The sequence below is a fragment of the Hydrogenophaga intermedia genome (genome assembly GCF_023715105.1).
Classification (GTDB): Bacteria; Pseudomonadota; Gammaproteobacteria; order Burkholderiales; family Burkholderiaceae_C; genus Hydrogenophaga; species Hydrogenophaga intermedia_A.
In genome coordinates this window covers 1-26,494 of record NZ_JAMBNO010000021.1, presented here as the reverse complement: position 1 = coordinate 26,494, position 26,494 = coordinate 1, and the positions used below count along the sequence as shown (strand labels likewise).

Sequence of the window (26,494 nt, the reverse complement as noted above, 5' to 3'; positions counted from 1 at the left end):
ACCGCTGAACCAACCGATTCCAAGGGAGCCTTCCATGACCCGTATCGTCGTCGTCACCTCCGGCAAGGGTGGGGTGGGCAAGACCACCACCAGCGCCAGCTTCGCTGCCGGACTGGCCCTGCGAGGCCTCAAGACCGCCGTGATCGATTTCGACGTCGGCCTGCGCAACCTCGATCTCATCATGGGCTGCGAGCGGCGTGTGGTGTACGACCTCATCAACGTGATCCAGGGCGAGGCCCGGCTCGGTCAGGCGCTCATCAAGGACAAGCAGGTCGATACCCTGCACGTGCTGGCCGCCAGCCAGACGCGCGACAAGGACGCGCTCACGCAGGAAGGCGTCAAACGCGTGCTGGACGAACTCACCGAACAGGGTTTCGACTACATCGTGTGCGATTCGCCCGCGGGCATCGAGACTGGTGCCCTCATGGCCATGCATTACGCCGACGAGGCGCTCGTCGTGACCAACCCCGAAGTCTCCAGCGTGCGCGATTCCGACCGCATCCTGGGCATGCTCGCCAGCAAGACGCAGCGCGCCATCGATGGCAAGGAGCCGATCAAGGAACACCTGCTGATCACGCGCTACAACCCCACCCGCGTGGCCGACGGCCAGATGCTTTCGCTGCAGGACATCCAGGACATTCTGCGCATCCCGCTCATCGGCGTCATTCCCGAGAGCGAGAGCGTGCTCACGGCGTCCAATCAGGGCACGCCCGCCATCCACCTCAAAGGCAGCGATGTGGCCGAGGCCTATGGTGATGTGATCGACCGCTTCCTGGGCGCCGACAAGCCGTTGCGCTTCATCGAAGCCGAGAAGACCGGCTTCTTCAAGCGCTTGTTCGGAGGGAAATGAGCATGTCGCTGCTGTCCTTCCTGCTGGGCGAGAAGAAAAAGACCGCCAGCGTCGCCAAGGAGCGGCTGCAGATCATCCTGGCGCACGAGCGCGCCGGGCGCGGCGCGGCCGAACCCGACTACCTGCCCGCGCTGCAACGCGAGCTCGTGGCGGTGATCGGCAAGTACATCCGCATCGACCCGAACGACATCAAGGTGCAGCTCGAGCGCCAGGACAACCTGGACGTGCTCGAGGTCAAGATCGAGCTGCCCGAGCGGCGCTGACGCCGGCGGGTACAATTCCTGCTTCGCGCGGCCGTGCCGCGCAGCACCAGGGCCCTGCACACGGGCCCTTCACGTGGCCATCGCTCCGGTGGCCTTTTCTCGTCTTCCCGCATCCGATGGCACCACGTGCCGATGGTCCGAGCGGCGTGGACGAACCACGTCACTGCAAGGAACCGCATGGCCAAGGAAGAACTGATCGACATGATGGGGATCGTCAACGAGGTGTTGCCCGACACGCGTTTTCGCGTGACCCTGGACAACGGGCACCAGCTCATTGCCTATTCCGCCGGCAAGATGAAAAAGAACCACATCCGCATCCTCGCGGGTGATCGCGTCTCGCTCGAACTTTCGCCTTACGACCTCACCAAGGGCCGCATCAACTTCCGCCACCTGGAAGGTCGGGGCCCGGCCGCACCGCGCCGGCGCAACTGAGGCTTTTGACACGCTTGCGCTGCCGTCGGGTGTCAGGGCCCGATCGGTGGTGTTCAGTGCACCGCGACATCGGTCGAGATCAAGGACAGCGCCCCAGCCGGGGCCATCTGTCCGAGGTCCACGATGTCTGCGCGATCCATCCCCTCCCTGCCGTTCTCCGCCAAGCCGCTGCTGCTGGCCCTGGCGCTGCCCCTGGCGGGTTTCGGCGTCTCGGCAGCCCGCGCCGATGAAGCGTCGGCCGCTGCCGCCGATCAGCCCCAGATCTGGATCAATGTGGGCGGCTTCTCGCGCCACTTCGACCGCGACCCGCGATACAACGAAAACAACTTCGGCTTTGGCATCGAATGGCGCCGCTCGCCCGAGCTGGCCGTGATGGCTGGCGTCTATGACAACAGCCTGGGCAAACCCTCGCAGTACGCCGCCATCAACTGGCAGCCCTGGCAAATCGGGCCGGTCAAGCTCGGTGCGGCCATCGGCGTTCTCAATGGCTACCCGGCGATCTCTCGCGGCGGCACCTTCTTCGCTGCGTTGCCCATGGCGTCCATCGAGGGTCGCCGCTTCGGCATCAACCTGGGCCTGATTCCGTCCATCAAGAACGTCGACGGCGCCGTGCTGCTGCAGTTCAAGCTGCGCATAAACTGAGGCGATGGATCTCGCCACCTGGCTCGCCTTCTTCGCCGCTTCCTGGGCCATCAGCATCTCGCCCGGTGCGGGCGCCGTCGCGGCCATGAGCGCGGGGCTCACGCACGGTTTTCGACGCGGCTACCTCACCACGCTTGGCCTCGTGCTCGGCATCTGGACGCAGATCGTGGTGGTGGGCATCGGCCTGGGTGCGCTGGTGGCCACGTCAGCCACCGCTTTCGCCGTCATCAAGTGGGCGGGTGTGGCCTACCTCGTGTGGCTGGGCGTTCAGCAGTGGCGCGCCCCGGCGCGGCCGATCGCGCAAGCCAGCGCCGACGCCACCCCGCGGCGCGCTCGCGATCTGATCGTGCGCGGCTGGATCATCAACGCCCTCAACCCCAAGGGCACGGTGTTCCTGCTGGCCGTGGTGCCGCAATTCCTCAACCTGGGCCAGCCGCTGGCCCCGCAGTACCTGGTGATCGCGCTCACCCTGGGCTTCACCGACCTGGTGGTGATGGCGGGCTACACCGCACTGGCCGCGCGCTTGCTGCGAACGCTCAAGTCCACCGCTCACGTGCGCGCACTCAACCGGCTGTTCGGCTCGCTCTTCGTGGTGGCAGGAGGACTGCTTGCGATGTTCAAGCGCGGCGCCTGACGAGGGACGTCCGTGACCTGGCACTACGATGCGCCCCTGGTGTCCATGCGACGCGTGATCGACCAGGTGCTGGACGCGCCCGCGCTGTGGGCCGAATGCCCGGCGTTCGCTGATCTCGACATGGAAACGGCCGACGCCGTGCTGCAGGAAGCCGCGCGTTTCGCGAGCGAGGTCCTGCAACCCCTCAACGGCCCGGGCGACCTGGCGGGCTGCACGCGCCACGCCGACGGCTCGGTGAGCACGCCCGCTGGTTTTCGCGCCGCCTACCAGGCCTTCGTGCAAGGTGGCTGGCCCGCCCTGCCCTGCGATCCGGCCTGGGGCGGCCAGGGCCTGCCACTGCTGCTGGACGCCGCGATGCGCGAAATGCTCGACGCCTGCAACCACGGCTGGAACATGTACCCGGACCTGCTGCACGGGGCCTTTGAGACGCTCAAGCACCACGGCAGCGACGAACTCAAGGCGCGCTACCTGCACCAGATCGCCAGCGGCGAATGGCTGGCCGCCATGGCGCTCACCGAGCCCCAGGCCGGCAGTGACCTGGGCCAGCTGCGCACGCGCGCCGAGCCGCTGGCCGACGGCAGCCTGCGCGTGAGCGGCAGCAAGATCTTCATCAGCGGCGGCGAGCACGACCTGACCGACAACATCGTGCACCTGGTGCTTTGCCGCCTGCAGGACCCTGCAAATCCGGCACCACCAGGCACCAAGGGCCTGTCGCTCGCGCTGGTGCCGAAAGTGCTGCCCGACGGTTCGCGCAACGCCATGTTCTGCGACGGCATCGAGAAGAAGATGGGCATCAGGGCCAGCGCCACCTGCGCCATGCGCTAGGAAGACGCCACCGGCTGGCTCGTGGGCGAGCCGCACCGCGGCCTGGCGGCGATGTTCCTGATGATGAACTCCGCGCGCCTGCACGTGGGCCTGCAGGGCCTGGGCCACCAGGAGATGGCGGCGCAGAATGCGCAGCGCTGTGCGGACGAGCGCGCGCAGATGGGCAAGCCCATCGCGCAACACCCCGCGGTGCGCCGCACGCTGCAGCGCCTGCGCACCCTCACCGAGGCGCAGCGCGTGCTGGCCTACCGCGCCGCGCTGGCGCTCGACCTCTCGGAACTCCACCGGGACGAAGCGGTGCGCGCGCGCGAGAAGCGCTTTGCCGCGCTGCTCACACCCATCGTCAAGGCCTTTTGCACGCACCACGGCTTTCACGACCCGGCCGACGCGCTGGGCGTGTGGGGCGGCTACGGCTACGTGCACGAATACGGCATCGAGCAGACGGTGCGCGACGCGCGCATCGCGATGATCTACGAGGGCACGAACCAGATCCAGGCGATCGACCTCGCGCAGCGCAAGCTGCTGGCCGATGGCGGTGTCACCGCGGTCGAGCTGCTCGACGGCTTGCGCGCCGAACTCGGCACCTCGCCAGGCCTGTGTGCCGTGTTCGGCGAAGCGCGCGCCTTGCTGCCGCGCTGGCTGGCGCGCGCCGCCACCGACAACGCCTTCGTGCTCGACACCGCCGACGACCTGCTGCACGGCCTGGCTTTTGCGCTGCTGGCCTGGGCCGTGGCGCGGCTGGATGCGGCGGGCGAGGCGCACACCGCGGTGTTCGAGCGCGAGGGCGTGCCCGAAGGCCTGATGCACTGGTGGCGCGTGCGCGACGCGCTGGAGCGCTGACGCCGCAACGCGCTCAGTGCAGCTTCACCAGCGGCGTGGCGCGCTTGACGAGAAAGCGCGCGAACGCCAGCACGCCGGTGCGCAGCGTGCCCAGCACCGCCTGGTGGTGCATCAGGTGCAGGCTCACGTACATCGCGCGCGCCAGCAGGCCCTGCACGAACCAGGTGCTGCCGAACAGATTGCCCATCAGATTGCCAACCGAGCTGCGCGTGCCGATCGACACCAGTGAGCCGTGGTCGCGGTAGACGTAGGGCTTGTCGTCCAGCGCCTGTCCCCTCGAGGCGCGCAGCAGCCGCGCAGCCAGGTAGCTCGCCTGCTGGTGCGCCGCCTGTGCGCGCGGTGGCACCCCTCGACCGTCGGGCTGCGGGCAGGCCGCGCAGTCGCCCAGCGCGTACACGTGGTCGAAGCCAGGCACCGCGAGCGTGGCGTCCACCTGCACCTGTCCACCACGCGCCACCGGCAGGCCCAGCTCGCGCAGCAGGCCCGGCGCCTGGATGCCCGCGGCCCACACCACCACATCGGCCGCGAACACGCGGCCTTCGCTGTCTTCCACCTGGCTTGGCGTGATGCGCGCGACGCGGCAGCGTGTGAGCACGTCGACGCCGCGCTCGCGCAGCAGTGCGCTGGCCGAGGCCGACACCTTCTCGGGCAGCGGGGCAAGGATGCGCTCGGCGCCTTCGAGCAGAGTGAGCCGCACATCCTCGCGCGCATCGAGCCGGCGAAACCCGTAACGCGCGTGCACCTGGCTTGCCTCGCGCAGTTCGGCCGCCAGCTCCACACCGGTGGCGCCGCCCCCGATGATGACCACGTTGACCTTGCCCTCGCCGCCCGCGCTCTTGCGCAACTCGGCCGCGGTCATCAACTTGAGCAGGCGCAGGCGGAAGTGTTCGGCATCGGCCGGCTGGTTGAGCGCGATGGTGTGCTCGGCGGCGCCCGGCACGTTGAAGTGATTGGCCGTGCTGCCGAGTGCCAGGACCAACGCGCCGTAACCCAGCGTGCGCGCCGGGATCAGCTCCTCGCCCTGCTCGTCGTGCACCGCCGCCACGGTGATCTCGCGCCGCGCGGCGTCGAGCCCGCTGAGCGCGCCGTAGCAGAACACGAAGCCGTTGTCGTGCGCCAGCATCTCGTACGACAGGCCTTCCTGGTGGATGTCCAGCGTGCCCGCCGCCACCTCGTGCAGCGAGGGCTTCCAGATGTGGAACAGCTGGCGGTCCACCAGCGTCACGCGCTGCGGGCCGAGCCGGCGTCCCAGCTTGCAGGCCAGCTCCAGCCCGCCTGCGCCGCCACCCACCACGATGATGGGCTGGGCGGTGGTGTCGTCATCGTTCATCATGTCCTCTCCGTCAACCGCGAGCGTAACCGCGCGCCCCTGCCCCATGGCCGACCCCACCCCGTCCGCAGCCCCGCCACTCGCCGTGTGCCGCCTGGGCGCCCACGATGCCGCGCGGCTGCGCCGCCTCAACGCCCTGTTCGCCGACGCCTTTGGCGACACCGAGACCTACCTCGCCCAGCCGCCCGACCCGGCCTGGGTGCAGCAGACGCTGGCCAACCCGCAGGTGATTGCGCTGGTGGCCGAGCGCGGCGACGACGTGGTGGGCGGCCTGGTGGCCTATGAGCTGCCCAAACTGGAGCGCCGCCGAAGCGAGGTCTACCTGTACGACCTGGCGGTGGCCGAGGCGCACCGCCGCCAGGGCATCGCCACCCGGCTCATCGACGCGCTGCGGGCGATTGCGCGCGAGCGGGGTGCCTGGGTGGTGTACGTGCAGGCCGACCACGGCGACGACCCGGCCATCGCGCTCTACACCAGCCTGGGCGTGCGCGAGGACGTGATGCACTTCGATCTGCCGTTGAACTGACCCCGGCTCAGATGCGCGCGCCGGTGGCGCGCTCCATCGCCTGCATCGCGCCCTTGAAGATGCGCTGGCGCGCCGCGAGCGAGATCTTGTGGCGATCGTGCAGCTCGTTGAGGGCAATGGTGAGGTCGAGCACCAGGTTCTTGAGCGCCTTGCGGTCCAGCTCGTGCCCAATGCGCCCGTTGGGCAGGCGCACACCCGGCCCCAGCGGCAGCAGGCACAGCAGCAGCACGGTCCACAGGTCGGGTTCGGGCGCCAGGAAGTGCATCCAGTAGGGCCAGCGCTCGTGCAGGGCGCGCAGCACATCCCGGCATTCGGGGATGGTGTGCACCTGGCGCGGATCGCGCTCCAGGCCGTTGAAGGCAAAGAATACGCTGCTCGTGAACTGCTCGGTGCGCGCAGCGTTGTCCGACAGTTGTTGCAGGTCGCGCGCGCACAGGGCCAGCCGCTCCGGTTCGGTGTCGCGCATCTCCAGCGTGAACACCACGCCCGACAGGCCCGTGGGCAGCGCGGCCAGACCCGTGCCGAGCGCCAGGCGCGGTGGCGGGGTTGTGGGTGGGCTGGACGTCATGGTCAGGTCCTGGGGGTTGGGTGCGACGCGCCATGCGCGCGGCAGGGCGAGACGTTAGCACGAGCGCGGTGCTGCGGTGATGCCTGGTGCTCAGCCGTGTGGCCAATGGCGCCGCACCACCGCTTTCTCCAGTTCGGCCAGCGCGAACACCACGAGTCCGGCCAGCACCACCCTGCCCCACTGGGCGGCGTCCAGCGCTGTGGATGCGAACACCGCCTGCAGGGGCGGCAGGTGCACGAAGCCGAGTTGCAGCAGCCCGCAGGCCAGCAGCGCCCAGGCCACCGCGGCGTTGCCGCCCAGGCCCGCGCGCGAGAGCGCCGGCTGCAGCACGAAGCGGCTGTTGAGCAGGTAGAACATCTCGGCTGCCACGATGGCACTGACCGCCGTGGTTCGGGCGGTCTCCAGCGGCGTTCCCCGGTGCAGCTCCCACAGAAACAGGCCCAGCGCGGCGCAGGCCATCAGCACCGAGACCATGACCACGCGCCAGACGAAAAAGCGCGACAGCAGCGATGCGCCCGGCGGGCGAGGCGCGCGCCGCATGATGCCGGGCTCGGCCGGCTCGAAGGCCAGCGCCAGGCCCAGCGTGCTCGAGGTGACCATGTTGATCCACAGCACCTGCGCCGGCGTCATGGGCAGGGTGAACTGGAACAGAATGGCCGCGATCACCACCAGCGCCTCGCCGCCGTTGGTGGGCAGCATGAACAGCACGAACTTGCGGATGTTGTCGTACACCGCCCGCCCCTCCCGCACCGCGGCCGCGATGGTGGCGAAGTTGTCATCGGCCAGCACCACGTCGGCCGCTTGCTTGGCGGCCTCGGTGCCCTTGCGGCCCATCGCGACGCCCACGTCGGCGCGCTTGAGCGCCGGCGCGTCGTTCACGCCGTCGCCCGTCATGGCCACCACCTGGCCGTGGCGTTGCAGCGCCTGCACCAGGCGCAGCTTGTGTTCGGGGCTGGCGCGCGCGAAGACGTCGATTTCCAGCGCCACGCGCTGCAGTGCGTCGTCGTCCATCAGCTCCAGCTCGGCGCCGGTGATGGCGGGCTTGCCGGTGCCGATGGCCAGCTGTGCGCCGATGGAACGCGCGGTTTCGCCGTGGTCGCCGGTGATCATCTTCACGCGGATGCCGGCGCTGTGGCAGTCGGCCACGGCCCGCACCGCTTCCTCGCGTGGCGGGTCGGCGATGCCCACCAGCGCGAGCAAGGTGTAGCCCTCGGCCACGTCGTCGAAGTGCAGGCCGTGGCCTGCCGGTGCGCCGCGCTTGCACGCCAGCGCCAGCAGCCGCAAGCCGCGCGCGGCAATGTCGTTGGCCATGCGCCGCCAGGTGTCGACGTCGATCGCGCGCTCGCCTTCGGGCCCGTACTCGTGCGTGCTGATCTCGATCATCTTCTCGGGCGCACCTTTGGCGAAGATCCACGGCGCGCCCTCGTCGTCGCGGTGGGCGGTGGCCATGAAGCGGTGCTGCGACTCGAACGGAATCGAGTCCACGCGCGGCCAGGCGGCCGCCGTGTGGGCGTGCAGCAGCCCGGCCTTGTGGCCCAGCACCAGCAGCGCGCCCTCGGTGGGGTCGCCCAGCACCGACCACCGGCCGGCCTGCTCGGCCATGCGTGCGTCGTTGCACAGCACGCCGGCGCGCAGCGCCAGGGCCAGCGCGGGGTGACGGTCGGGGTCGATGGCACGCGCACCGACGTGGAACTCGCCCTCGGGCGCATAGCCCACGCCGCTCACGCTCACGTCGAGCCCGGCGCACAACACCCGCTGCACCGTCATCTCGTTGCGCGTGAGGGTGCCGGTCTTGTCCGAACAGATCACCGTGACCGAGCCCAGCGCCTCCACCGCGGGCAGGCGGCGCACGATGGCCTGGCGCCGCGCCATTCGCTGTACGCCGAGGGCGAGCGTGACGGTCATGATCGCCGGCAGGCCTTCGGGAATGGCCGAGGCGACCAGCGCCACGACCAGCATGAACATGTCGGCCGCGGGCAGCCCGCGCAGCCACACCCCGGTGACAAAGGTGGCCACCGCGATCGCCAGGATCACCACCGCCAGCGCACGCCCGAAGCGGTCGATCTGGCGCAGCAGTCGCGTGCTGCCGGCCGACACACCGGCCAGCAGACGGTCGATGCGGCCGATCTCGGTGGCCAGACCCGTGGCCACCACCAGCCCCGTGGCCTGTCCGTAGGTGACCAGCGTGCCCGCGTAGGCCATGCACCGGCGCTCGCCGAGCGTGGCCCCGGGTGCCACCGGCGCGTCACCCTTCTCCACCGGTACCGATTCGCCCGTCAGCGTGGATTCGTCGCAACGCAGCGATTTGACCTGGATCAAGCGAAGGTCGGCCGGCACGCGGTCGCCCGAGGCCAGCAGCACCACGTCGCCGGGCACCAGCGCGGCGGCATCGATCTCGGCCCGCTGGCCGTCGCGCAGCACCAGCGCGCGCGGCGAGAGCATGGCGCGAATCGCCTCCAGCGCCGATTCGGCCTTGCCTTCCTGCACGAAGCCGACGATGGCGTTGACGAGCACTGCCGCCAGCAGCACGCCGGTGTCGATCCAGTGGCCCAGGAACGCGGTGATCACCGCCGCGCCCAGCATGACGTACAGCAGCACGTTGTGGAACTGGTGCATGAAGCGCGCCAGCGGACCGCGCCGGCGGGCCGCCGCGAGCTCGTTGGCACCGAAGCGCGCCAGCCGTTCTGCGGCGCCGCGCGTGGTCAGGCCCTGCGCCTGCGCGTCCAGGCGCGTCAGGGCCTCGTCGGCCGTCAGGTTGTGCCATGGCCGCGGGTCGACGGGATCGCTCATCGCTGCTCACCTCCTTCGACGCCGCATGTTCCCGATTCCGGCTCGCGTGTAAACCGGCGGCGCAGCGCGCTGCCGGGCAACCGCTTGACAGCGGGGGGCCAAGTGCCACGTTGCGGGCGCGGGCCGCGGGTTTGTCGCACACTTGGGGCCCTGCGCGGCAACCACGCCGCCCGTCAAGAGGAACGAGATGACCACCACCGCCACCGCCACCGTCTCTGCGCCTGTCATGCGCGCCCCCACCACCAACCCCGCGCCACTGTCGCCCTTTCACCTGGCCTTCCCGGTGCACGACCTCGAGGCCGCGCGCGCCTTCTACGGCGAGCTGCTGGGCTGCCCCGAGGGCCGCAGCTCACCCGAGTGGATCGACTTCAACTTCTACGGCCACCAGATCGTGGCCCACCTGGCGCCCGAGGCTTGCGGCAGCGCGGCCACCAACGCGGTCGACGGCCACGGCGTGCCCGTGCGCCATTTCGGCATCGTGTTGCCCATGGCCGACTGGGAAGCGATGGCCGAGCGCCTCAAGAGCCTGGACACCAGGTTCGTGATCGAGCCCTACATCCGCTTCCAGGGCCAGCCCGGCGAGCAGGCCACCATGTTCTTCCTCGACCCCTCGGGCAACGCCATCGAGGTCAAGGCCTTCGGCGACATCAACAAGCTGTTCGCCAAGTGAGCGGCTTCGAGCCGGTGCGGCTCGAACACGCCAGCAGGCTCATCAACCACGGCCCCACCGTGCTCGTGACGAGCGCGCACGGCGGCCGCCGCAACGTCATGGCGGCGGCCTGGTCGATGCCGGTGGAGTTCACGCCGCCGCGCATCGCGGTGGTGATCGACAAGCACACCTTCACGCGCGAGCTCGTGGCCGCCAGTGGCGCCTTCGGCCTGTGCCTGCCCGGCCTCGCGCTGGCCGACCTGACCTACAGCGTGGGCCAGCACAGCGGGCGCGATGGCGACAAGTTCGCGCGGTACGGCATCGAGGCCACCAGCGGCCCGGTGCTAGGCGTGCCCCTCGTCGAGCGCGGCTGCGCGGCGTGGCTGGAGTGCCGCCTGATCCCCGAGCGCCACACCGAAGACGCCTACGACACCTGCTTTGCCGAGGTGGTGGCCGCCGCGGCCGACCCGCGGGTGTTTGCGAACGGCCGCTGGGTGTTCAACGATCAGAACAGCGACCTGCAGACCATCCACCACCTGGGCGCGGGGAACTTCGTGCGGTCGGCTGGCATGGTGCAGGCGCGCGCGCTCTGACGCGCCGGCGCCGGCTCAGGCCGGCCCGCCCAGCGCCCGGAGTTCGGGGCTCAGGTGTTCCACCCAGCCCAGCTGCTCGGCCATGTGGCACACCACCCATTGCGCCTCGGGTTCGCTCAACACCGCGTCGGGGCCCTGCGTGATCGGCAGCAGGCTCTCCAGCAGCTTGTGAATCACCTCGGCCTCGGCGATGCCGAACTTGAACTGCAGTTCCTGTGCGCGCGGCAGCAGCGTGGCGGCCATGTCGTCACACACTTCGAAGCGCTGCGCGATCTCCGCGGCGCGCTGGCGCGGCACGGGCTGACCACGCCGAACGAACAGGTGGATGAAGCTGTCGGGAACGTGGATCTGGGAGTCGTCCATGGCGGCTATGCGGGTGCGGTTGGCGGGTGTGGTCGGTGGGGTCCCTACACTCGGCGCCGGTGCGCATCATCCCATCGCGGCGCATCGGCTTCCTTTTGTTTTCTCAACGTCCCTGCCCACCATGAAACTGCTCGAACAGCTCTTCGACCACCCCCGCGCCGGCCTGCTGCTGCTGCGCTGGACCCTCGCCCTCCTCATGATCCTGCATGGCGTCGCCAAGGTCATGAACGGGGTCGACGGCATCGAGGGCATGCTGCAGGCGCGCGGCCTGCCGGGCTGGCTGGCCTATGGCGTCTACGTGGGCGAGCTGGTGGCGCCGCTGCTGCTGCTGGCCGGCGTGTGGATCGTGCCGGCCGCGCTGCTCATCGTGGTGAACATGGTGTTCGCCGTGGGCCTGGCCCACATGGGCCACTGGCTGCAGCTCACCAACTCGGGCGGCTGGCGCCTGGAGCTGCAGGCCTTCTTCTTCGTCACGGCGCTGGTCGTGGCGCTCACGCACCGCCAGCAGCGTTGAAGGCCCGCGTGGGTGGCCGGGACGGGCGGCAGGCGTATCCTCCGCCCCACAACCACCACCAGTCGTCGGGACCATGACCACCTTTGCCGCCACGCTGAAGAAGGAGATCGCGCGCATCGCCCGCAAGGAGCTGCGCGACGACCTCACCACCTTGCGCAAAGCCAGCGCCACCCACCGCCACGAGATCGCCACGCTCAAGCGCGAGCTGCGCGAGACGCAGGCGGCCCTGCGAGAGGCCAACCGGCGCGCCGGCAAGGCGCTGCAGCAGGCCGCGCGCGCGCAGCCCGCCGCCGCTGTGGCCGCATCGGCCGATGACAGCGCCCCAAAACGCGGCCGCCGCGCCGTCTTCAGCGCCGAACGCTTCAAGGCCCAGCGCGAGCGCCTGGGCCTCACGCAAAAGCAGATGGCCGCCTACCTCGGCACCTCGGCCCTGTCGGTGTGGAAGTGGGAAAGCGGCCAGGTGACGCCGCGTGCCCGCTTCCTGCCCGCCATCCTGGCGCTGCGCAGTCAGGGCAAGCGCGATGTGATGAAGGCCGTGGTGTCGGCCTGAGCCGCGCGCCACGGGCATGCGGTGCCCTCGCCGACCGGCGGCCTCAAGCGCGTTCACCGACCTGCCGATAGCCCCGACAAGGGCGGCCACGCCGCCCGCCCGGGAGCATCCATGATCAAGGTCCTGTCCACCGCCACGGGCGGCCTGCAGGCCGCCACCCGGCGGCTCGACACCAGCGCCCACAACATCGCCAACGTGAACACGCCGGGCTTTCACCGCCACGAGGTGAAGGCCACCGCGCGCGCCGAAGGCGGCGTGGACACGCGCATCGAACGCGCGCCGCGCGAAGGCGTGTCGCTGGAACAGGAAATCGTTGATCAGATCGCCGCGGCGGCGAGTTTCAAGGCCAACGCGAAGGTGATCGGGGTGGTGGAGCGCACGCTGGGAAGGTGGCTGGACGAGCGGGCCTGACGCGCCAAGGGACATCAAATATAATTCTCTGAACTATTCTTGAAAAATTCAGGGACTCAACTTGTCTGCCGCTTCAAGGAACCCGGAGGGTTTGGATTCCGCCCTGCTGAGAGTGCTTCGGCAGGGTCCGCAAACGGCGACGAAAGCCATTTCCGCGCTCGGCATCAGTCAACCCACCTTTTCCCGAACCATTCAAAGCCTGGGTGACCAGGTCACCATGTTCCGGGTCTCGGGCCAGCGCACCCCGTTGTATGCAGCGTTGCGCCCCCTCCCGATGGGCATCGCCCCCCGGCAGCCGATCCACCGCTACCTGAGCGCCGGGAAGATCGCGCGTTTTGCCGATGTGGAGTTCCTCGCCGGCGGCTCGACCCTCGAGCGCGACCCGAACGGAAGGACGACCCTCTATGACGGACTGCCCCCCTACATGGCCTTCTCGGCGCCCTCGGGTTTTCTTGGACGACAGATCGCCCAGCAAGTGTCTCGCGCCCAACCCTTCCCCGAGAGCCTGAAGGACTGGAGCGACGAGCACCGCATCGCCTGGCTGTTCACGATGGGCCTGAACCTGCCCGGCAACCTGGTTTTCGGCAGCGCCTGCCTGCAACGGGAGATGGAATTGCGCGCGGCCGAGCCCGTGCCTGAAGCTCAGAAGCTCACCCACTACGTCGAGATGGCGCAGGCACTCAAAGCGGCTGCGTATGGCTCCAGCGCCGGCGGCGAGCAGCCCAAGTTCCTGTCGTTCACCGAGGGCGCCGGGCATGTGCTCGTGAAGTTCGCCAAGCGGGGAAGCCGCATGGCCGATCTGCTGCCTTTGGAGCACCTGGCGCTTCGGGCACTGGCGACGGTCGGCGTACCCAGCGCGCCCACGCAATTGCTGTTGAGCGAGGACCACGTCTTCCTGGAGGTCGTCCGCTTCGACCGCGAAGGGACCACCGGCCGCGTCGGCATGCTGTCGGCGGGCGCTGTCGATGATGAGTTTTTCGGCAAGCGAGACACCTGGCCTGAATTTGCAGCCCGGTGCTTGCGCGCGAAGTACATCAGCGCCGAAGACGCCGCGCACATCGACACCATGGCCGCCTTCAGCGAGTTGATCGGCAACACCGATCGCCACTTCGAGAACCTCTCCCTGCTGATCGACGACGAGGGCGAGTACCAGGGTGTCGCACCGGCATACGACATCCTGCCCATGCGCTATGCCCCCATCGGTGGCGGTATCGAGCCTGACCTGAACCCCATCGAGCCCAAGGTCGGGACGGTGGGTGCAAGGCCCGAGATTTGGTCGCGTGCAGCGAAGGCCGCCGGGCTGTTTTGGCACACCGTTCAGGTGGCCGACCTCCCTGCGCCGGTATCAACCGCCATGCGGCAGCTGGCAGCGCGCAACCTGGATGTCGTTCGCACCTTTCTGGCACCGCTGGTGCCCGATGAGGTGCTGCAGAGCGCGCTGAGCCGTAGGGCGCCAGAGTAGCTGCTCTGGCGTGTTCGAGAAATCAAAGACTTGCAAGACCTCGCGCCACAGGGTTGGCCCGGGTCAGGTCAGACTTGATGAGAGTGGCCTACTTCGCTGCCAAAGTTCTTGCAACTGGACTTCCGGCGAGCAGCCTCTTCTGTGCATCTCGACAGTGGGGCCGCGACTGCCGCCTGACTTTGACCAATCGGCCTCCACAAAAGCCAGGGTGTTTCAAACCTCATCAATAAGAGGTAGGCACCAGGTCCATGCTATTGCACAGGGCAGGCACCTTCTCCACACTAAGTCTCTCGCGAACTACGGGCAGGCCCGTCGCCTGAGCAACCATGGGCAGAAGCGTCACCTCGTTGGTCCTGTTGTGCCTTGTTGTGCTGGCAAGCGGGTGCGGCACCCATGCCCCAACCACCCGCGAATCGCGGGGTATCGCGTTTCCACTAAAGGGCTGCACGGACGAGCACATAGCCGAAGCGGTCAGAAGACTGCAGACCCCCATGGATTCTTTACAGTTCGATGACAGCTGGGTATGCGTGACCGACACGGCGGCCCAGGCCAAGAAGCGCCAACGAACTCCGCAGTCCCTGAACGACAGCGTGCCGGCTGTAGGCGACTCGCCCAGCCCTCCAGTGGCCGACCAGCCCACTTCAGAAACGACGCTGACCGACCAGCAGCGCGAATCACTGGCCAGAACCCGGCGAGAAGCTATGCTTCGATCAGCACTTGAGCAGCCTTATATCAATACTTCCGCTGAAAGCGCGAATCTGGGCATTGCGCTTTCAGGAGGGGGCAGCAAGGCCGCTGCATTTGGCTCGGGTGTTCTCGCCGGCCTCGCCGACATCGACCAACTTGACAGCGCGTCGTACATCAGCACCGTGTCTGGCGGAGGCTATGCTGCCTACTTCTACTACACCCACAAGATCTTTCCGCACCTACGAAAGGACAGCTTGGGCGTGGCCAGCTCGAAAGAGCTTTATCACGACTGCGTGCGTCTTCCCGGCGCAACTACCTCAGGTAGACCACAAGGCGAAGACGACTTCGAAGCGACGGCCGAGCTGAAAAACCGTATCGAGGCTGCAGGTGCTTGTGCCCGATATGAACTGGTGACCCGGGACGTGAATGGCAAACCAACACTTCCCAACCACTACCAGGGATTTGTTCGTTGTCAGCAGGACATGTTGAATCCGGGCAAATGCTCCATCGAAAGCACGATGGGGGACTTTGGTCTCTCCGGCGCCATGGTCGCATCAAACTTGCTTACGGCTATTCCCAGCTACCTTTCCACGATCGTATTTGACTGGGGCATACCCACGTCACCCGCAGCAGAAACCTACCGGACGGGCATCGGTCTGGCATACGGTGCCACAGTGAGACATCCTGCCAGCTTAAAGAACATTCCTGCAAATCCTGGTTACCTGCAGTACGCATGCGATTCCCCAAATACAGGTTTTGCATTGGACTGCGCACCAGGTCCTGGATACCCCTCCCCGATTCCGTTGACCTTTGAAGAACTGCTGGAGACCTATCGGAGCGCCAGAACCGCCCCCGAACGCCGAGTGCCTTTCTGGATCATCAACGCCGTCGCTTCGCAGCAGCGCAGCTTCTTTGGATGGTGGAACATCTCACCTCCGAACACCACCAGCAGTGACATCTTCGAGATGACGGCGGTGAGTCATGGATCCGGACGCTATGGCTATGTGTCGGCGCCGCCCTCGCTTCACAAATTGACGGTGCTGGACGCTGTCGGCGCAGCTGCCGCATTCCTCGATCCGAATCAGAACGCGGTCGGGTCGTCGCCAATCAAACGGGGCGCGCTAGGCGTGCTTATGCGACTGGGCAACGTCGACTGGGGCATCGATATTTCCAACTACAACGTAACCGATGCCCGAAGAACATTACATACCGTGATGCCCTTCCCTTTCTTCGATGCTCCCATCTCCAAACACATACTTCACCGAGGGCTACCGGTGGAGGACAAAGAGCGCGTCGGCTCGGTGTTCATCCGCCTGATCGATGGGGGAAATGGCGAGAACCTCGGGGTAAACGCACTGCTCAAACGCGGGGCGCGCAACATCGTGATCTCCGACGCGGCTCAAGACGAGTTCGGCAATTTCGCCGACGTCTGTGAATTGCGCCGACGGCTCTCTCATTTGCCAGATAGCAGCTCTGAGGTAGGCGGCGGGTTCGCAAAGAATTTGTACATACCTGGCCTGCCCGAGTTTTCGGAACATTGCGACACCCTCCGAACCGCGGATCCCCCGAAGGGCTACGGCGTGCACCACTGGCCATTCAGTTTCCCTGTGCTGGTTGGGTGCGTTCGAAAGCAGAAGATCGAGCCGGAAGGAGCAGCCTCCTGTGATGATCTCGACATGACCACAGAGAACGGCCAGCCCGATGCACGCCTATTTATAGTGAAGCCAGCCATCAACGTGCCCCACCTGCGAGCTCAACAAACCTGGCACGTGCAGAACTCCAGCAAAGAATTAAGAGTCCAGATAAGAGACTGCCTCCTGCCTCACGAAAGGGTGACGGATGCGGTTGCAAGTCAACGCATGTTGAACTGTGATTCCGCCCTGTTCTTCATCAGCAACTGGGAGGGCAAGCTGGGCGATTGCCAACGTTTCCCTCAGCACAGCACCGTGCTGGCCACCGCGAACTCATCCAACAGCATTTACGCTGCCTACCGTGAACTGGGGCGCCAGTACGTGCACCGTCTGGAACCCATGCTCAAACTAGCTGGGCAGAGTCCGAGCGGCGGGCGGGAAGTGTTCGAGCGCATTGCACACGAGCAGTTCAAACAATCGCAAGGCTTCAACTCCAAGGCACTACCCTGCGACAAGACACAGCACACGCCCACTCGATCGAAGGCTTCGATCCTTAGCGCCAGCAGCCCTTAGTTGACTCAACTAGCGAACCTTTGAAGCCCCCTCGATCTCCTGAGCAAGCCAGAAGTTGAGGTGAGGGAGACGGTGCTCGACCTCCTGGACTCGGTCGATGGCTTCATGGGGTTGGTGTCCATGCAAGCGAATGCGTCCCGCATGGCCGCGTGAGAACCTACATCTGCTCGCTGCAGGCTTCATGTTCTCCCCGAATCGGGGTCCCCGTTATTCTTCACGCCGATCGTCGATCGGGCTGAGGATCAATTGGACAGTGCTGATCGGTCCAGGTGGCCATTCAGACATATCTACATCAACGTAGTCGTAACCGCCACCCCGTGACGAGGTATCTGCGATGTAGCCGACTATGTTGTTGTTCCCGCGCGCGACACGAAAGCTCCTGGAGATCGGACGGGCTGCTGTCACCTGGAGCAACTCGTCGACGGTAAAAGACCAGTCGTCTGCGCCGCCACTTATTGCTTCTCGGCTATACCCAAGGACGCCAGTGGCCGCGTTGGCCAGAAAGTAAGCGAGGGACACAGGACAGTTGAACCACGGTGTGGTTGTCTGCGTCAGCTCATGTCGCCATACAGGCGTTGAACTTCTGAGATCAATGCCACCGTATTCAGCTGTATGCGCAGGCACGCCAACTGGAGTTGCTCCACCCAAGTCCCGAACGCGCTGGTCATAGCCGGCTTCTAGGAAGGTAAACGGCGGAAGCCAAGCTAGCAACTCGTGTTGCACCCATTCACTGCCAGACAGCTTGACGTGACCGCCCTTCAACATTTTCGCTTGTACAAGAACCGCGCGCCGGTCAACTCGCATGTATGGGCCATCGACGTGGTCAATCACGAGGAGCAGATCCGCAAGCTCGCAGCGACGTGGCGTATTGCCTCTAGGGTAGTTGGGATGAGGTATCGGCGTGAAGGTTACGTGTGGCCGAGAGTGGCAAAAGACAGCGCGCAACTTGATGCGATAGCCACAGCCTTTGAGGATAGGCGACCAAGCGGTAGCGATTTCGTCGAATCCATCGAGCGTCATCGTTCGCACCGCACTGACTTCACCGGTAGGCTTCCCGGTGCGTGTCCCGCCATGTGCAAGCACCCTCGCAATGACCGGATCGGCGGCGTTGGCGAGGAGGGGGGTCAACGAGGAGGGGAGCATATGTGCCCTTTATGCGATAGCCGCCCTACGCATTGGTCGTTCGACGCTTTGGAGACGTTGGCTCGGGTGGTGCAAAAGAGCCTTGGTATCACCAGCCTAAGACAGTTCGCATGTCAGTCAACAATTGAGCATAGCCACACGAAAGTTCACTTCAGTCACGAGTTGACTTCGAAGCAGGCTTGGAGAAGACGGATCTGAATGCAGAGATGATCTCGCTCTTGCTACTGTCCATAAGTGGCCCAAGGTAGCTTGCAACTTCATCTGCAACAGCCTCGCCTGCGTCATCGGCGATCTTCTCGCCAAGCTTCTTGAGCGCCGACTTGAGGACGCCTTTGAGAGATTTGTCCGGGGCACCTGCCTTGACGAGCGCTTCAAGCGTCGCTGACCTCTCCGTTTCAGAGAGTTGTTCCTCGATCAGAGCCACCATTGCGTCCAATGTAAGCGTGACAAGGCTTGGGGAGAAGGAGCCATCTGATACGTGCCCCAAACGCTGAAGCAGAGCCCGAAGATGATCTGAGAGCAGAGGGTTCTCTACCTCCAGTACAAACAAATCGCCTCGCTTCTGGATGATCGGCTTCCGAAGCAGCCGACGCACGTCGCCATCGAGGTCCGCTTGGGTGCGGCTGCGGAGATCTTGGTCGTAAATGAGCCGGCGGGCCTTGGCCCGCGTAATCCTTAACTTGGACACCAGTTCGTATACGCTAGGCCGCTCGTCGACCGCGCCCACTTGAGTCAGAAGCCGCAGGACCAACAACTCAACTTCCAGCTTGGGGAGCGCGCCGAACGCTGGACTAAGAAAGCGTGCAAGAAACTCGTCTAGAGCCGCCTTGGTCCGATCAGGGCCCGCATGATTTGTAATGTCTGGAATCTTCATGACTATCTCCCTCATCTATGGTCCACAACAAGAGAACTGAACAACCAAAGAGCTGCTGCTGCTATTGCTCTTGATGCGCTTGTTGAGCATCGTTGTGCCGCTTCCAAAGCATCGGACCATTCGCCTACAAATTGAAGCCTACGCTGAGCAGTTGCCGGGATTATTCACCTTAGGCCTCAAAAACGGAACCGAAGCCGTTGCTTACATGCTTCCCAAGCTCCCTCAAGAGCTCTGTCATGCGCCGCCTCATTGGGTCGAGTCCATCAGCGATTTCTAGCGCCTCTGTGCGCCACGTCTCAAACTCGTCGGGGTGCCCCAGTAAAAAGTCTGGTTGCTGTTCAAGGCTCGAAATCATCCAGTGCTTGCGTGCGCACAAAGTACTGCCGGGCACCGTCAACTGAAGGCCCTGAGACAAGCTCGAGGTGCTCATTCAATGCCCACGAATGCGCATTCCGCGGTAGAACACCAGCGCGCCTCGCAGCGCTGACCAGTGGCTCATAGTGCTCCTGAAACCTCCTTAGCTCGGTCGACGAAATGCTGCGCGAGTTCCGTCTACCTGTGTCCCTCACCTGAGTTGAAATCAGTCCCTGATTCACCAAGCCGTACAAGACCTCTTGCTTGAGCCTCAAGGCGATCGCGGCCTGAGGTATGGTGAGCCAGTCCATTCGATTGAGTCTTTCTGTCGGCCGCCATGCACGGACCTCCCTCACGCTGAGATTCAAGTCACCCAGACGCGGGAGCTTCTCGGAAGAATGGATGTGAAGTTCACCTGCGCATATGGCCGCCAGAAATTCACCGGTATCCCGCGCGCGGACCCACCTTCTGAATACAACGCTCAAGCTCACAGTCTCCTCGCTCGCGACGCATTTCCTGATGCGCGCGCGAACCATGCTTGTCAGCTCCTGTACCGAGCTTCTCGAGATGTACGCGCCACTTGCATGCAGCGTGCCCGAGGCGACCAATGCAGCGATTCGTCTCGGTTGAATCGCCAGGAGGTCAACGGCCTGCCCGATGGTGACCTTGTCGAAGAGATGAGCCTTCAGCATCTGGCGATCCTCCTCCCGAACAACCAGTTTTCGCCTGCCTTTGCCAGCTCGCCGGATGCACAGATGTCCATTCGGCATTGAGTCAATCAAGTGCGATAGGCGTCTCAGGCTGACATTGAGCTCTTGCGCCAGCATCCTGAGACTGGGCTGAAGTTCAGTAGCCTTGTCGGTGGGTGTACTGATGGGGTTGATCGATCTCGCTGATGCGATCACGAACTCGCGCATCGCGTCTTGCACTAGCTTTCGCCACATGTCCGAGGCAACATCACGAACCATGCGACTAAGATTGGGAAAGGCCTCTATCACCAGCTGAGGCACACCGGTTGCGAGTGGTGGCTGGCGAACCTGATCCAGCAGTACCGAAAACGACCCGGGCCACCCGTTGATGATCTTGGCGCCGGCAGTTGCCAAGTCTCGCTGCACAGAAACGCGGCGCACAGTGGCCCGCTTCTGAGGTTTGGTCGTCAGTCCAAAGTGGGCGAGTGCGCCCAGCCAGATCAGGAGTTCGTGTGGTGTATCGCCTCGGTGTAGAGCGCGAGCAACTTCAACATCGACAGGTGCGTCTCCCGCTTGTCCGAATGGCTCACCGCATTTGCACGTCTGTAGGTTACTGGACGAAAACTTGATCTGACTCCCGCAGGCAGTGCATTTGTCGGTAAGCCAAACCTGGTGAATCGGACAGATCGGAAGAAAGCTCGACGTCCATGACTCTGGCCAGCGCGCCGACCCTTCGCGCAAGCAAGCTGGACAGACACGAAGCTGCGCAGAAGACCGAATGCCCAGCTTTCCTGCAAGTAACTTCGTCTCGCGTAAGCCGTTTTCGTGGGCAACGCGATGCCAGTAGCCGAGTCGGCATTCATCGCTTCCCTTCTCCGATCGAACTAGCAACTGGCCGCGCAGGTCGGGTGCTATCCCTGCTGAAATCTCTCGGCGCACTTTGGCCAGTGCAGCAGGACTACTGCTGACCTCTTGGCGGATGTTCGGGATGTGGTCCGGTTGATTGCGAGAGCTCATTTCAGTGATCCCGAAACAGGCTGTCACCTCCGGCAGCTCCCTCGGCGGCAAATCTCAAGTGTTTGGTTCGCAGGTGCCTGATGCGATGGCGCAACCAAGCCATGGCGTCAGTCCCCACAAAAAACGACGACAAGCCGGGCCTGTTCAACGAACGGAACAGTCGAACTTCTCCTGCTGCCGCAGCTTTCAACAACGACATGCGCTCAGTGTTCTTGCGAGCTACTGTCTTCAATTCAGGGCCGAAAAGAGGCCACATAAACATGGACTCCTGCTCATCGCAGGGCGCGCACTGCAGCTCCAGCCGAAGCACCAAGTTGCTCGCGCTTTCCCTTGTGATGTATCGACACCGCGCGTAGTCGATGGTCTGCAAGACGCCACCCTTGTAGAGCATGTGGCCTGTGTCCTCATCCAGGGCGTGCAGTTCGCAAAACTCCTCCCTGGTGAGCAACGACCGACGAAGGTGAAGAAGTGCCCTCACCTCGTCAGGTGGAACGAAGCGCAATCGAGGATGGGGAACATTGGAACGGTCCTCAGTGCGGATCAGGCCTGAGCGGGCCCACCTTCCAGCGGTGACGCCAGAGACGCCCAGTACTTTGCTGAGCTGGTGCACGCTCATCCCACGTTGATCGTCTTGAACGAAACACTTGGTACCCACCGTGGGCTTTATCCCGATCTCAGGCCGCGCAGCCTGAATGGCCTGAAGCAGTAGCTCAAGGTTGACGCTGGACACCAGCGATGGCTTCTGCTTTTCCATGCAATCAATCCGCTGGATGTGCCGCATGCCGCCGGCATACGTTTGGTGTTCCCTCAGATCTCTAAAAAGTGCGAGTACGCCGGCGCGTGACGCACTGACCTTGAGGTTGTTCGACCGGAGATACTCCGCGATGCCTTCAACCGGGCCTACAAAAGTGCGTCTGCTCAAGCGAGAGCAATTGATTCGTGCTAATCGATCAATCAGTGACCAGGTCAGAATGGACCAAGCTGCCTGCGAGCCAAGTTTCTCGCTCTCGCTCTCGATCGCGGTCGGTGATGTTTTGCAAACAAGCTGCTCAAAATCCCCCCAGACGGCTTGATGAATCATCAGCTCATCTGGAGTGCAGTACTTTGCGCTTTCAAGAAGCGCCGCCTCGCTCATCTGACTGAGCTTCTTCCCAGACTTCGCTGTATAGCCGCTCGGTACCAGGAAGAGTTGAAGATCGCGCTTAATGAAGCAACGATGGAGAGAACAGATCTGGTATCCGTTCAATCGCCACCTCGCTAGAAAGTAGCCATCGTCGATGAGGCAATGCGGGCAGTAGCGCGCTGGACCAAACCGGGAATAGGCCGCCCAATCGGGAACAGGGACGCCTGCATATAGCGGGTACCCTGAGGTCACCAGGTGGACCTGACTAGGATCTCGGAGAGCCGTTGTCTTTGTGGTCTTTGTACGAGATCGTATCCAGGTTACGTCTTTAGATGACGGTTGCTTGATCCCATGATCTCGAACCACTTCCACAAGGTAGGTGTCGTGCCACTCGTCTGCTTTGAGTGGCCTACAGAGCAGTGATTCCGAATCAGCGTGTGACTGGTTGTACCGCGCCATCATTGCCTCCTGGGCGCGTACGGCTCTCCCGTACCTGTCAGAGCCTTGCCATTGAACTTGCGCGTGAAGGGATTTCGTTCGTCCGGACTTTCCGCGAAGACGCACTCACGAAAAGCTTGTGCGAAGACTTCGCCCGGCTTGTGCGAATCACCCTCGCGAGACCCGATCTCCACAGCCCTGACGAACAGGGCCCGGATGTTGCGCAGGCGTCCGCCGCTGGCCATGGCCATCGCAGCGGCATGGGCGTCGTCCTTGAAGTCAGGTATCTCGATGCACTTGATCAAGTTCGAGAAAGCCTTGAGCACTGTTTTGAGCTCCTTGAGATCCTCCTCGCTATGGGAAAGTGGGCGCAGCTGGATTGCCTCATGGAAGCGGTCACCCAACTGCTCATTGGTCATCCACAGGACCTTGGCAGCATGTGTGCCAGCCAGTGCGATGGGGACCCTCGATTCGCTGGAGAGCGACTTGATCCAATCACCCACCATATAGTGGGATTTTTGGCCTCCACGGTCTGCCAGGTGATTGACCTCGTCAAAGATGATCAGACGGGTCTTGCACTTCTTGAGAAGAGTCAGCAGTTGGTAGGTCAGGTCCTCCTCGTTCCCCCTCCCCGCAAAGGGCGACCCCATGATGCGTAAGATTCGCGAGCAGAGAAGCTTGATCGTGCACTTCGCCGGTACAGGAACTAGGAGCACCGGGATTTCGGTGAACTCCTGGTGTTCGATCCGCGGATACCGACTGGCGAACTTGGCAAGAACCGTGCTCTTGCCCGTGCCAGTTTCCCCGATGATCGCCATACCGGCAGGCTCCTCTTCCACGCACCGAAAGTCCACAAGTCCTTTTAGGCCCTGCTCGATCCGGACCACCTGTGGAAACTTCCCGTAGAAGCCCCTAATTCTGCGAATGGTGAGCGCGATATCCCCAACGTCCACATCAGCTTTCATGGAACGACTCCTCCAGATCGACGGGAAGTTCAACCTCAACTTCGGGAATGTCCTCGTGCTGTTGGGAGCCTGAGTTCGCGGTCGACATGTCCGTACGGTGGATCCGGACCGGGCGGTCCATAGGCTGCGTTTCTGAGGAGGACTCGCGAAAATCTTTGGAGGTCTTGTTGGCAAGGCGCCCCCCCTTGCGCCGCTGTGCATGCCTGGTTGCCTTCATGGCTTCGTTCGCCATTTCACGCACCGCCTCATCGGCCCTGGCCGGCCGCAGATCGGCCTTGGCACCGTTGGATGCGACGTTCGCACGATGCGCTTTGGCCTGCTCTAGCGTCACGCCATTGAAGTCAGGATCGCGATTCTGGGCTTTGAAAAATTCTTGATTAACCGAGTCCCAGATCCATACGAAGCCAACGTCTCGGCGGGCCCACTTGACGGTCACCTTCGAATCGCGCGGAATGCATGCGCGAAGATTCTGCAGCTGGCTGGAGTCGTACCGAAAATTGTTGAGATCGATGCCGTAGTGTTGAACCCTGCTGGTCGTCACTTCACAGAACTCGATGTCGATGTCTTCTACGTTCATCTTGAGCAGGGGCGGGCAGATCTTTGCACCTTCCTCCCAGACTTCTAGCGGCGATCGGCCTCCCAGGCCTCGATGTGGCCTGCGGTGGTACTTCTCGCAGATCCATTTGTGACAGACACGATCGAGTTCCTCAAGCGTCAGCGATGCCTCCTCGAAAGGATCAAACCCCACTCTTTTGTAGTGACGGTCCAGTGTCGTACCTGGCAGTGTATGGATGAGTTCATAGTTGATCCGGCGGTTGAAGCGTTCCACAAATGGCTTGGCGTTGGGTTCCCGGCTCGGTGCGAATTCGGTCGCAATTCCCAGGCTCAACAGCGCGTCTGCAACTGCCTCGGCGTGAAACTCGGGGCCGTTGTCCATCAACACCCGTTCAAACCACCCGAAGCATGGCCATGTCAGGCCCAGTTCAGAGTACGTGTCCTTGAGATAGGCCTTGGGAAGCAGTGCGTGCCTGAGAGCTTCAAAGACGGCTGGCACGCCGTGGCCCGCCAAACTGAGATGAAACCCCAGTACGCACCTGGATCGGCGATCAAGAACGATCGTCATGTCAGGACGGCCCGCTGTCTTGCGATCGTCATTCAAGACAATGATGTCGGCTGGCGTGTGATCGATTTCGACCAACTCCAGAATCCGCGTCACCTGCCGAGAGTTTTGCAGATGCTTGAACCTCCGCTTTGCGAATTCGGGAGACGTTTTGGCGATCTCAAGATCGAGCGCAGAGACCAGAGAGACTCGGCGTTGAACAGTTCGAAGCGAAGGTGGGGTGAGCTTGAACCCCTTCTCCCGTGTTTCGTTTGCGCGGTCAACTGCAAGTCGGACTACGTCAAAGACCTGGTGCGCTGAAGACCTCCGTTGTCCAAGAGTGATCGTCTCGATTGCATCATCGATGAACCGCTCAACGGTAGGGCCGATGCGGCTCTCCCCTTTCCCACCTTGTGAATCGAACCCGGCGATGAGAGCCCGCACATCACTCATCGCGCCGACGTACTTTCTGTGCCAACGATAGATCGTAGAAAGAGTGGGTGCGCGATGCTCACCTCGCTCAGCAGCGATCGTGCTCACTTCTTGCCTTAGTCCTTCTTTCGACGAAAAGAAGGCTCCAGTTCGTTCAAGGCGTGTGATGTAGTCGACCCGGCGGTGGGTTTCTGACCTGGCGAGCTCAGACAACATCTGAAACCGGCTGGAGTCTGGTAGCTCTGTCGATACCTTGCGCAGCGCGCCCTTGCGCTGCGAAGCAGTCTTGAAAACACCGCAGAGGTACTTTGTGACCAGGCTGCTTGTCGAGATGCGAATGCGTTCGCCGGTTTGTCGGTTCTCGAGCAGGGTGTCTTCGGTGGGCGAACCACAGATGACGATGTACTCGATGTCGTCGAGGTAGACAGTTTGGTTCTTGAGTAAGGTGAGCATGGCGACCTCACTGAAAGCATTCGACGAACTCCTCGGGATCTCGACCCATCACGCGGCGCAGCAGCGCGTTGCACTCTTCCTGAGCCTCTCGCCAGAGGCGAAGGTCGTCCGCAGTGGGCGTGGTGGTGTTGAGGGGATCCCACGCCGATTTGTTGATTCCCGCTTGCCTCCTGGCTCCAGCTGGGCGCCTGCGCAACAGTTCTCTCAGTCGCCCTTGCAGGCCGTTGTCTCTGATGTCCCGCTCTGCCATGATGGCGAATGGCACGTCGCGCTCCTTGAGAGCCCTGCATGTGCGAAGCAGTGAAGCGCGCGGTTTCTGAAGCTTTAGAAGCCAGTCACCTTTCACCTCGATGACGTAGGACGTGTGCGGCAACACCACGTGCAGGTCAGGTGTGTAGTCAAACTCTTTCCCCGAGCTTGGGTCGATGAGTTGAAGAACGAAGGGGTGGCTCCTGCACTCAAGAACAGAGGATGCAATTTCCATGATCCTCAGGGCGTCCTCCTCCACCAAGGACTCGTAGCGCGTCTGACTGAACCGGTTGGATGGGAATCGTCCGCGTGCCCTTTGGCCGCTTCGGGTGATGACGGGCCGGACCTTCTTGAGCGACATGATCTCCGCGATGCGTTGCTCAACTCCGTCGACTGATTGCGCATTCCACTGATGGCGGACAGTGATTCCATTTCCATCGCGGACAGCGTTCCAGGCGATGGCGGACACGTTGCACAGGTGTCCTGAGTGACGCTTAAATCGTAGCCGAAGTGTCCGCCATCAGC

General features: G+C 63.8%; 26 protein-coding genes. 15 read left to right on the top strand and 11 right to left on the bottom strand.

Annotation, left to right across the window (positions count from 1 at the left end):
• The first annotated feature begins 34 nt into the window (after nucleotides 1-34).
• From minD to M3149_RS23325, 7 genes are all read left to right on the top strand, one after another.
• On the top strand, nucleotides 35-850 hold the full coding sequence (gene minD, locus M3149_RS18055) for a septum site-determining protein MinD (protein ID WP_251710878.1): 816 nt from the start codon (nucleotides 35-37) through the stop codon (nucleotides 848-850).
• Between the two features lie 2 nt (nucleotides 851-852).
• Nucleotides 853-1,113: a cell division topological specificity factor MinE gene (minE, locus tag M3149_RS18050; protein ID WP_251710877.1), complete on the top strand. Its 261-nt coding sequence runs from the start codon at nucleotides 853-855 to the stop codon at nucleotides 1,111-1,113.
• Between the two features lie 177 nt (nucleotides 1,114-1,290).
• The gene (gene infA / locus M3149_RS18045; protein WP_251710876.1) at nucleotides 1,291-1,545 is read left to right on the top strand and encodes a translation initiation factor IF-1; all 255 of its coding nucleotides are present in this window, start codon (nucleotides 1,291-1,293) and stop codon (nucleotides 1,543-1,545) included.
• 123 nt (nucleotides 1,546-1,668) lie between these two features.
• Complete coding sequence (locus M3149_RS18040; protein ID WP_251710875.1) at nucleotides 1,669-2,187, top strand: hypothetical protein; 519 nt, start codon at nucleotides 1,669-1,671, stop codon at nucleotides 2,185-2,187.
• Between the two features lie 4 nt (nucleotides 2,188-2,191).
• Nucleotides 2,192-2,821 carry a LysE family transporter gene (locus M3149_RS18035; protein WP_251710874.1) on the top strand — a complete coding sequence of 210 codons (630 nt, stop codon included), beginning with the start codon at nucleotides 2,192-2,194 and terminating at the stop codon, nucleotides 2,819-2,821.
• 12 nt (nucleotides 2,822-2,833) lie between these two features.
• Complete coding sequence (locus M3149_RS23330) at nucleotides 2,834-3,646, top strand: acyl-CoA dehydrogenase family protein (protein WP_435370761.1); 813 nt, start codon at nucleotides 2,834-2,836, stop codon at nucleotides 3,644-3,646.
• A gap of 21 nt (nucleotides 3,647-3,667) precedes the next feature.
• Nucleotides 3,668-4,486: an acyl-CoA dehydrogenase family protein gene (locus tag M3149_RS23325; protein ID WP_435370760.1), complete on the top strand. Its 819-nt coding sequence runs from the start codon at nucleotides 3,668-3,670 to the stop codon at nucleotides 4,484-4,486.
• A 13-nt stretch (nucleotides 4,487-4,499) separates the two neighbouring features.
• Here M3149_RS23325 and M3149_RS18025 read toward each other — a convergent pair whose 3' ends face one another.
• Nucleotides 4,500-5,819, bottom strand: coding sequence for an NAD(P)/FAD-dependent oxidoreductase (locus M3149_RS18025; protein ID WP_435370759.1), 1,320 nt, complete (start codon nucleotides 5,817-5,819; stop codon nucleotides 4,500-4,502).
• Nucleotides 5,820-5,862: 43 nt separating this feature from the next.
• Between M3149_RS18025 and M3149_RS18020 the strand changes: the two genes are divergently transcribed.
• Complete coding sequence (locus tag M3149_RS18020; RefSeq protein WP_251710872.1) at nucleotides 5,863-6,342, top strand: AAC(3)-I family aminoglycoside N-acetyltransferase; 480 nt, start codon at nucleotides 5,863-5,865, stop codon at nucleotides 6,340-6,342.
• A gap of 7 nt (nucleotides 6,343-6,349) precedes the next feature.
• Here M3149_RS18020 and M3149_RS18015 read toward each other — a convergent pair whose 3' ends face one another.
• Nucleotides 6,350-6,910: a hypothetical protein gene (locus M3149_RS18015; RefSeq protein WP_251710871.1), complete on the bottom strand. Its 561-nt coding sequence runs from the start codon at nucleotides 6,908-6,910 to the stop codon at nucleotides 6,350-6,352.
• Nucleotides 6,911-7,000: 90 nt separating this feature from the next.
• Nucleotides 7,001-9,700 (bottom strand): cation-transporting P-type ATPase, encoded by a 2,700-nt coding sequence (locus tag M3149_RS18010; protein WP_251710870.1) that lies wholly within the window; start codon nucleotides 9,698-9,700, stop codon nucleotides 7,001-7,003.
• A gap of 226 nt (nucleotides 9,701-9,926) precedes the next feature.
• Here M3149_RS18010 and M3149_RS18005 point away from each other — a divergent pair, with 226 nt between their 5' ends.
• Nucleotides 9,927-10,370, top strand: coding sequence for a VOC family protein (locus M3149_RS18005; RefSeq protein WP_251710910.1), 444 nt, complete (start codon nucleotides 9,927-9,929; stop codon nucleotides 10,368-10,370).
• On the top strand, nucleotides 10,367-10,942 hold the full coding sequence (locus M3149_RS18000; protein WP_251710869.1) for a flavin reductase family protein: 576 nt from the start codon (nucleotides 10,367-10,369) through the stop codon (nucleotides 10,940-10,942). The genes M3149_RS18005 and M3149_RS18000 overlap by 4 nt, the downstream gene beginning before the upstream one ends.
• A 15-nt stretch (nucleotides 10,943-10,957) precedes the next feature.
• Here M3149_RS18000 and M3149_RS17995 read toward each other — a convergent pair whose 3' ends face one another.
• A complete protein-coding gene (locus M3149_RS17995; RefSeq protein WP_251710868.1) occupies nucleotides 10,958-11,305 on the bottom strand; it encodes an ATPase with chaperone activity in 348 nt (115 codons plus the stop codon).
• 121 nt (nucleotides 11,306-11,426) lie between these two features.
• Here M3149_RS17995 and M3149_RS17990 point away from each other — a divergent pair, with 121 nt between their 5' ends.
• The 5 genes from M3149_RS17990 (at nucleotide 11,427) to M3149_RS17970 (ending at nucleotide 17,133) form a co-directional block, all read left to right on the top strand.
• A complete protein-coding gene (locus M3149_RS17990; RefSeq protein WP_251710867.1) occupies nucleotides 11,427-11,819 on the top strand; it encodes a DoxX family protein in 393 nt (130 codons plus the stop codon).
• A gap of 73 nt (nucleotides 11,820-11,892) precedes the next feature.
• The gene (locus M3149_RS17985; protein ID WP_251710866.1) at nucleotides 11,893-12,369 is read left to right on the top strand and encodes a helix-turn-helix domain-containing protein; all 477 of its coding nucleotides are present in this window, start codon (nucleotides 11,893-11,895) and stop codon (nucleotides 12,367-12,369) included.
• Between the two features lie 111 nt (nucleotides 12,370-12,480).
• The gene (locus M3149_RS17980) at nucleotides 12,481-12,780 is read left to right on the top strand and encodes a flagellar basal body protein (protein ID WP_251710865.1); all 300 of its coding nucleotides are present in this window, start codon (nucleotides 12,481-12,483) and stop codon (nucleotides 12,778-12,780) included.
• Nucleotides 12,781-12,997: 217 nt separating this feature from the next.
• On the top strand, nucleotides 12,998-14,242 hold the full coding sequence (locus M3149_RS17975; protein ID WP_251710864.1) for a HipA domain-containing protein: 1,245 nt from the start codon (nucleotides 12,998-13,000) through the stop codon (nucleotides 14,240-14,242).
• A 491-nt stretch (nucleotides 14,243-14,733) separates the two neighbouring features.
• Nucleotides 14,734-17,133 carry a hypothetical protein gene (locus M3149_RS17970; protein ID WP_251710863.1) on the top strand — a complete coding sequence of 800 codons (2,400 nt, stop codon included), beginning with the start codon at nucleotides 14,734-14,736 and terminating at the stop codon, nucleotides 17,131-17,133.
• Nucleotides 17,134-17,340: 207 nt separating this feature from the next.
• Here the strand turns inward: M3149_RS17970 and M3149_RS17965 are convergent, their stop codons facing one another.
• From M3149_RS17965 to M3149_RS17935, 7 genes are all read right to left on the bottom strand, one after another.
• Nucleotides 17,341-18,153, bottom strand: a complete 813-nt coding sequence (locus M3149_RS17965; RefSeq protein WP_251710862.1) for a hypothetical protein — start codon at nucleotides 18,151-18,153, stop codon at nucleotides 17,341-17,343.
• A 274-nt stretch (nucleotides 18,154-18,427) separates the two neighbouring features.
• Complete coding sequence (locus tag M3149_RS17960) at nucleotides 18,428-19,150, bottom strand: hypothetical protein (RefSeq protein ID WP_251710861.1); 723 nt, start codon at nucleotides 19,148-19,150, stop codon at nucleotides 18,428-18,430.
• Between the two features lie 338 nt (nucleotides 19,151-19,488).
• Complete coding sequence (locus M3149_RS17955) at nucleotides 19,489-20,607, bottom strand: hypothetical protein (RefSeq protein WP_251710860.1); 1,119 nt, start codon at nucleotides 20,605-20,607, stop codon at nucleotides 19,489-19,491.
• 604 nt (nucleotides 20,608-21,211) lie between these two features.
• Nucleotides 21,212-22,345: a hypothetical protein gene (locus M3149_RS17950; RefSeq protein ID WP_251710859.1), complete on the bottom strand. Its 1,134-nt coding sequence runs from the start codon at nucleotides 22,343-22,345 to the stop codon at nucleotides 21,212-21,214.
• A gap of 446 nt (nucleotides 22,346-22,791) precedes the next feature.
• The gene (locus tag M3149_RS17945; RefSeq protein WP_251710858.1) at nucleotides 22,792-23,736 is read right to left on the bottom strand and encodes a TniB family NTP-binding protein; all 945 of its coding nucleotides are present in this window, start codon (nucleotides 23,734-23,736) and stop codon (nucleotides 22,792-22,794) included.
• Nucleotides 23,726-25,720: a Mu transposase C-terminal domain-containing protein gene (locus M3149_RS17940; protein WP_251710857.1), complete on the bottom strand. Its 1,995-nt coding sequence runs from the start codon at nucleotides 25,718-25,720 to the stop codon at nucleotides 23,726-23,728. The genes M3149_RS17945 and M3149_RS17940 overlap by 11 nt, the downstream gene beginning before the upstream one ends.
• A 7-nt stretch (nucleotides 25,721-25,727) precedes the next feature.
• On the bottom strand, nucleotides 25,728-26,438 hold the full coding sequence (locus tag M3149_RS17935; protein WP_251710856.1) for a hypothetical protein: 711 nt from the start codon (nucleotides 26,436-26,438) through the stop codon (nucleotides 25,728-25,730).
• Between the last annotated feature and the right edge of the window lie 56 nt (nucleotides 26,439-26,494).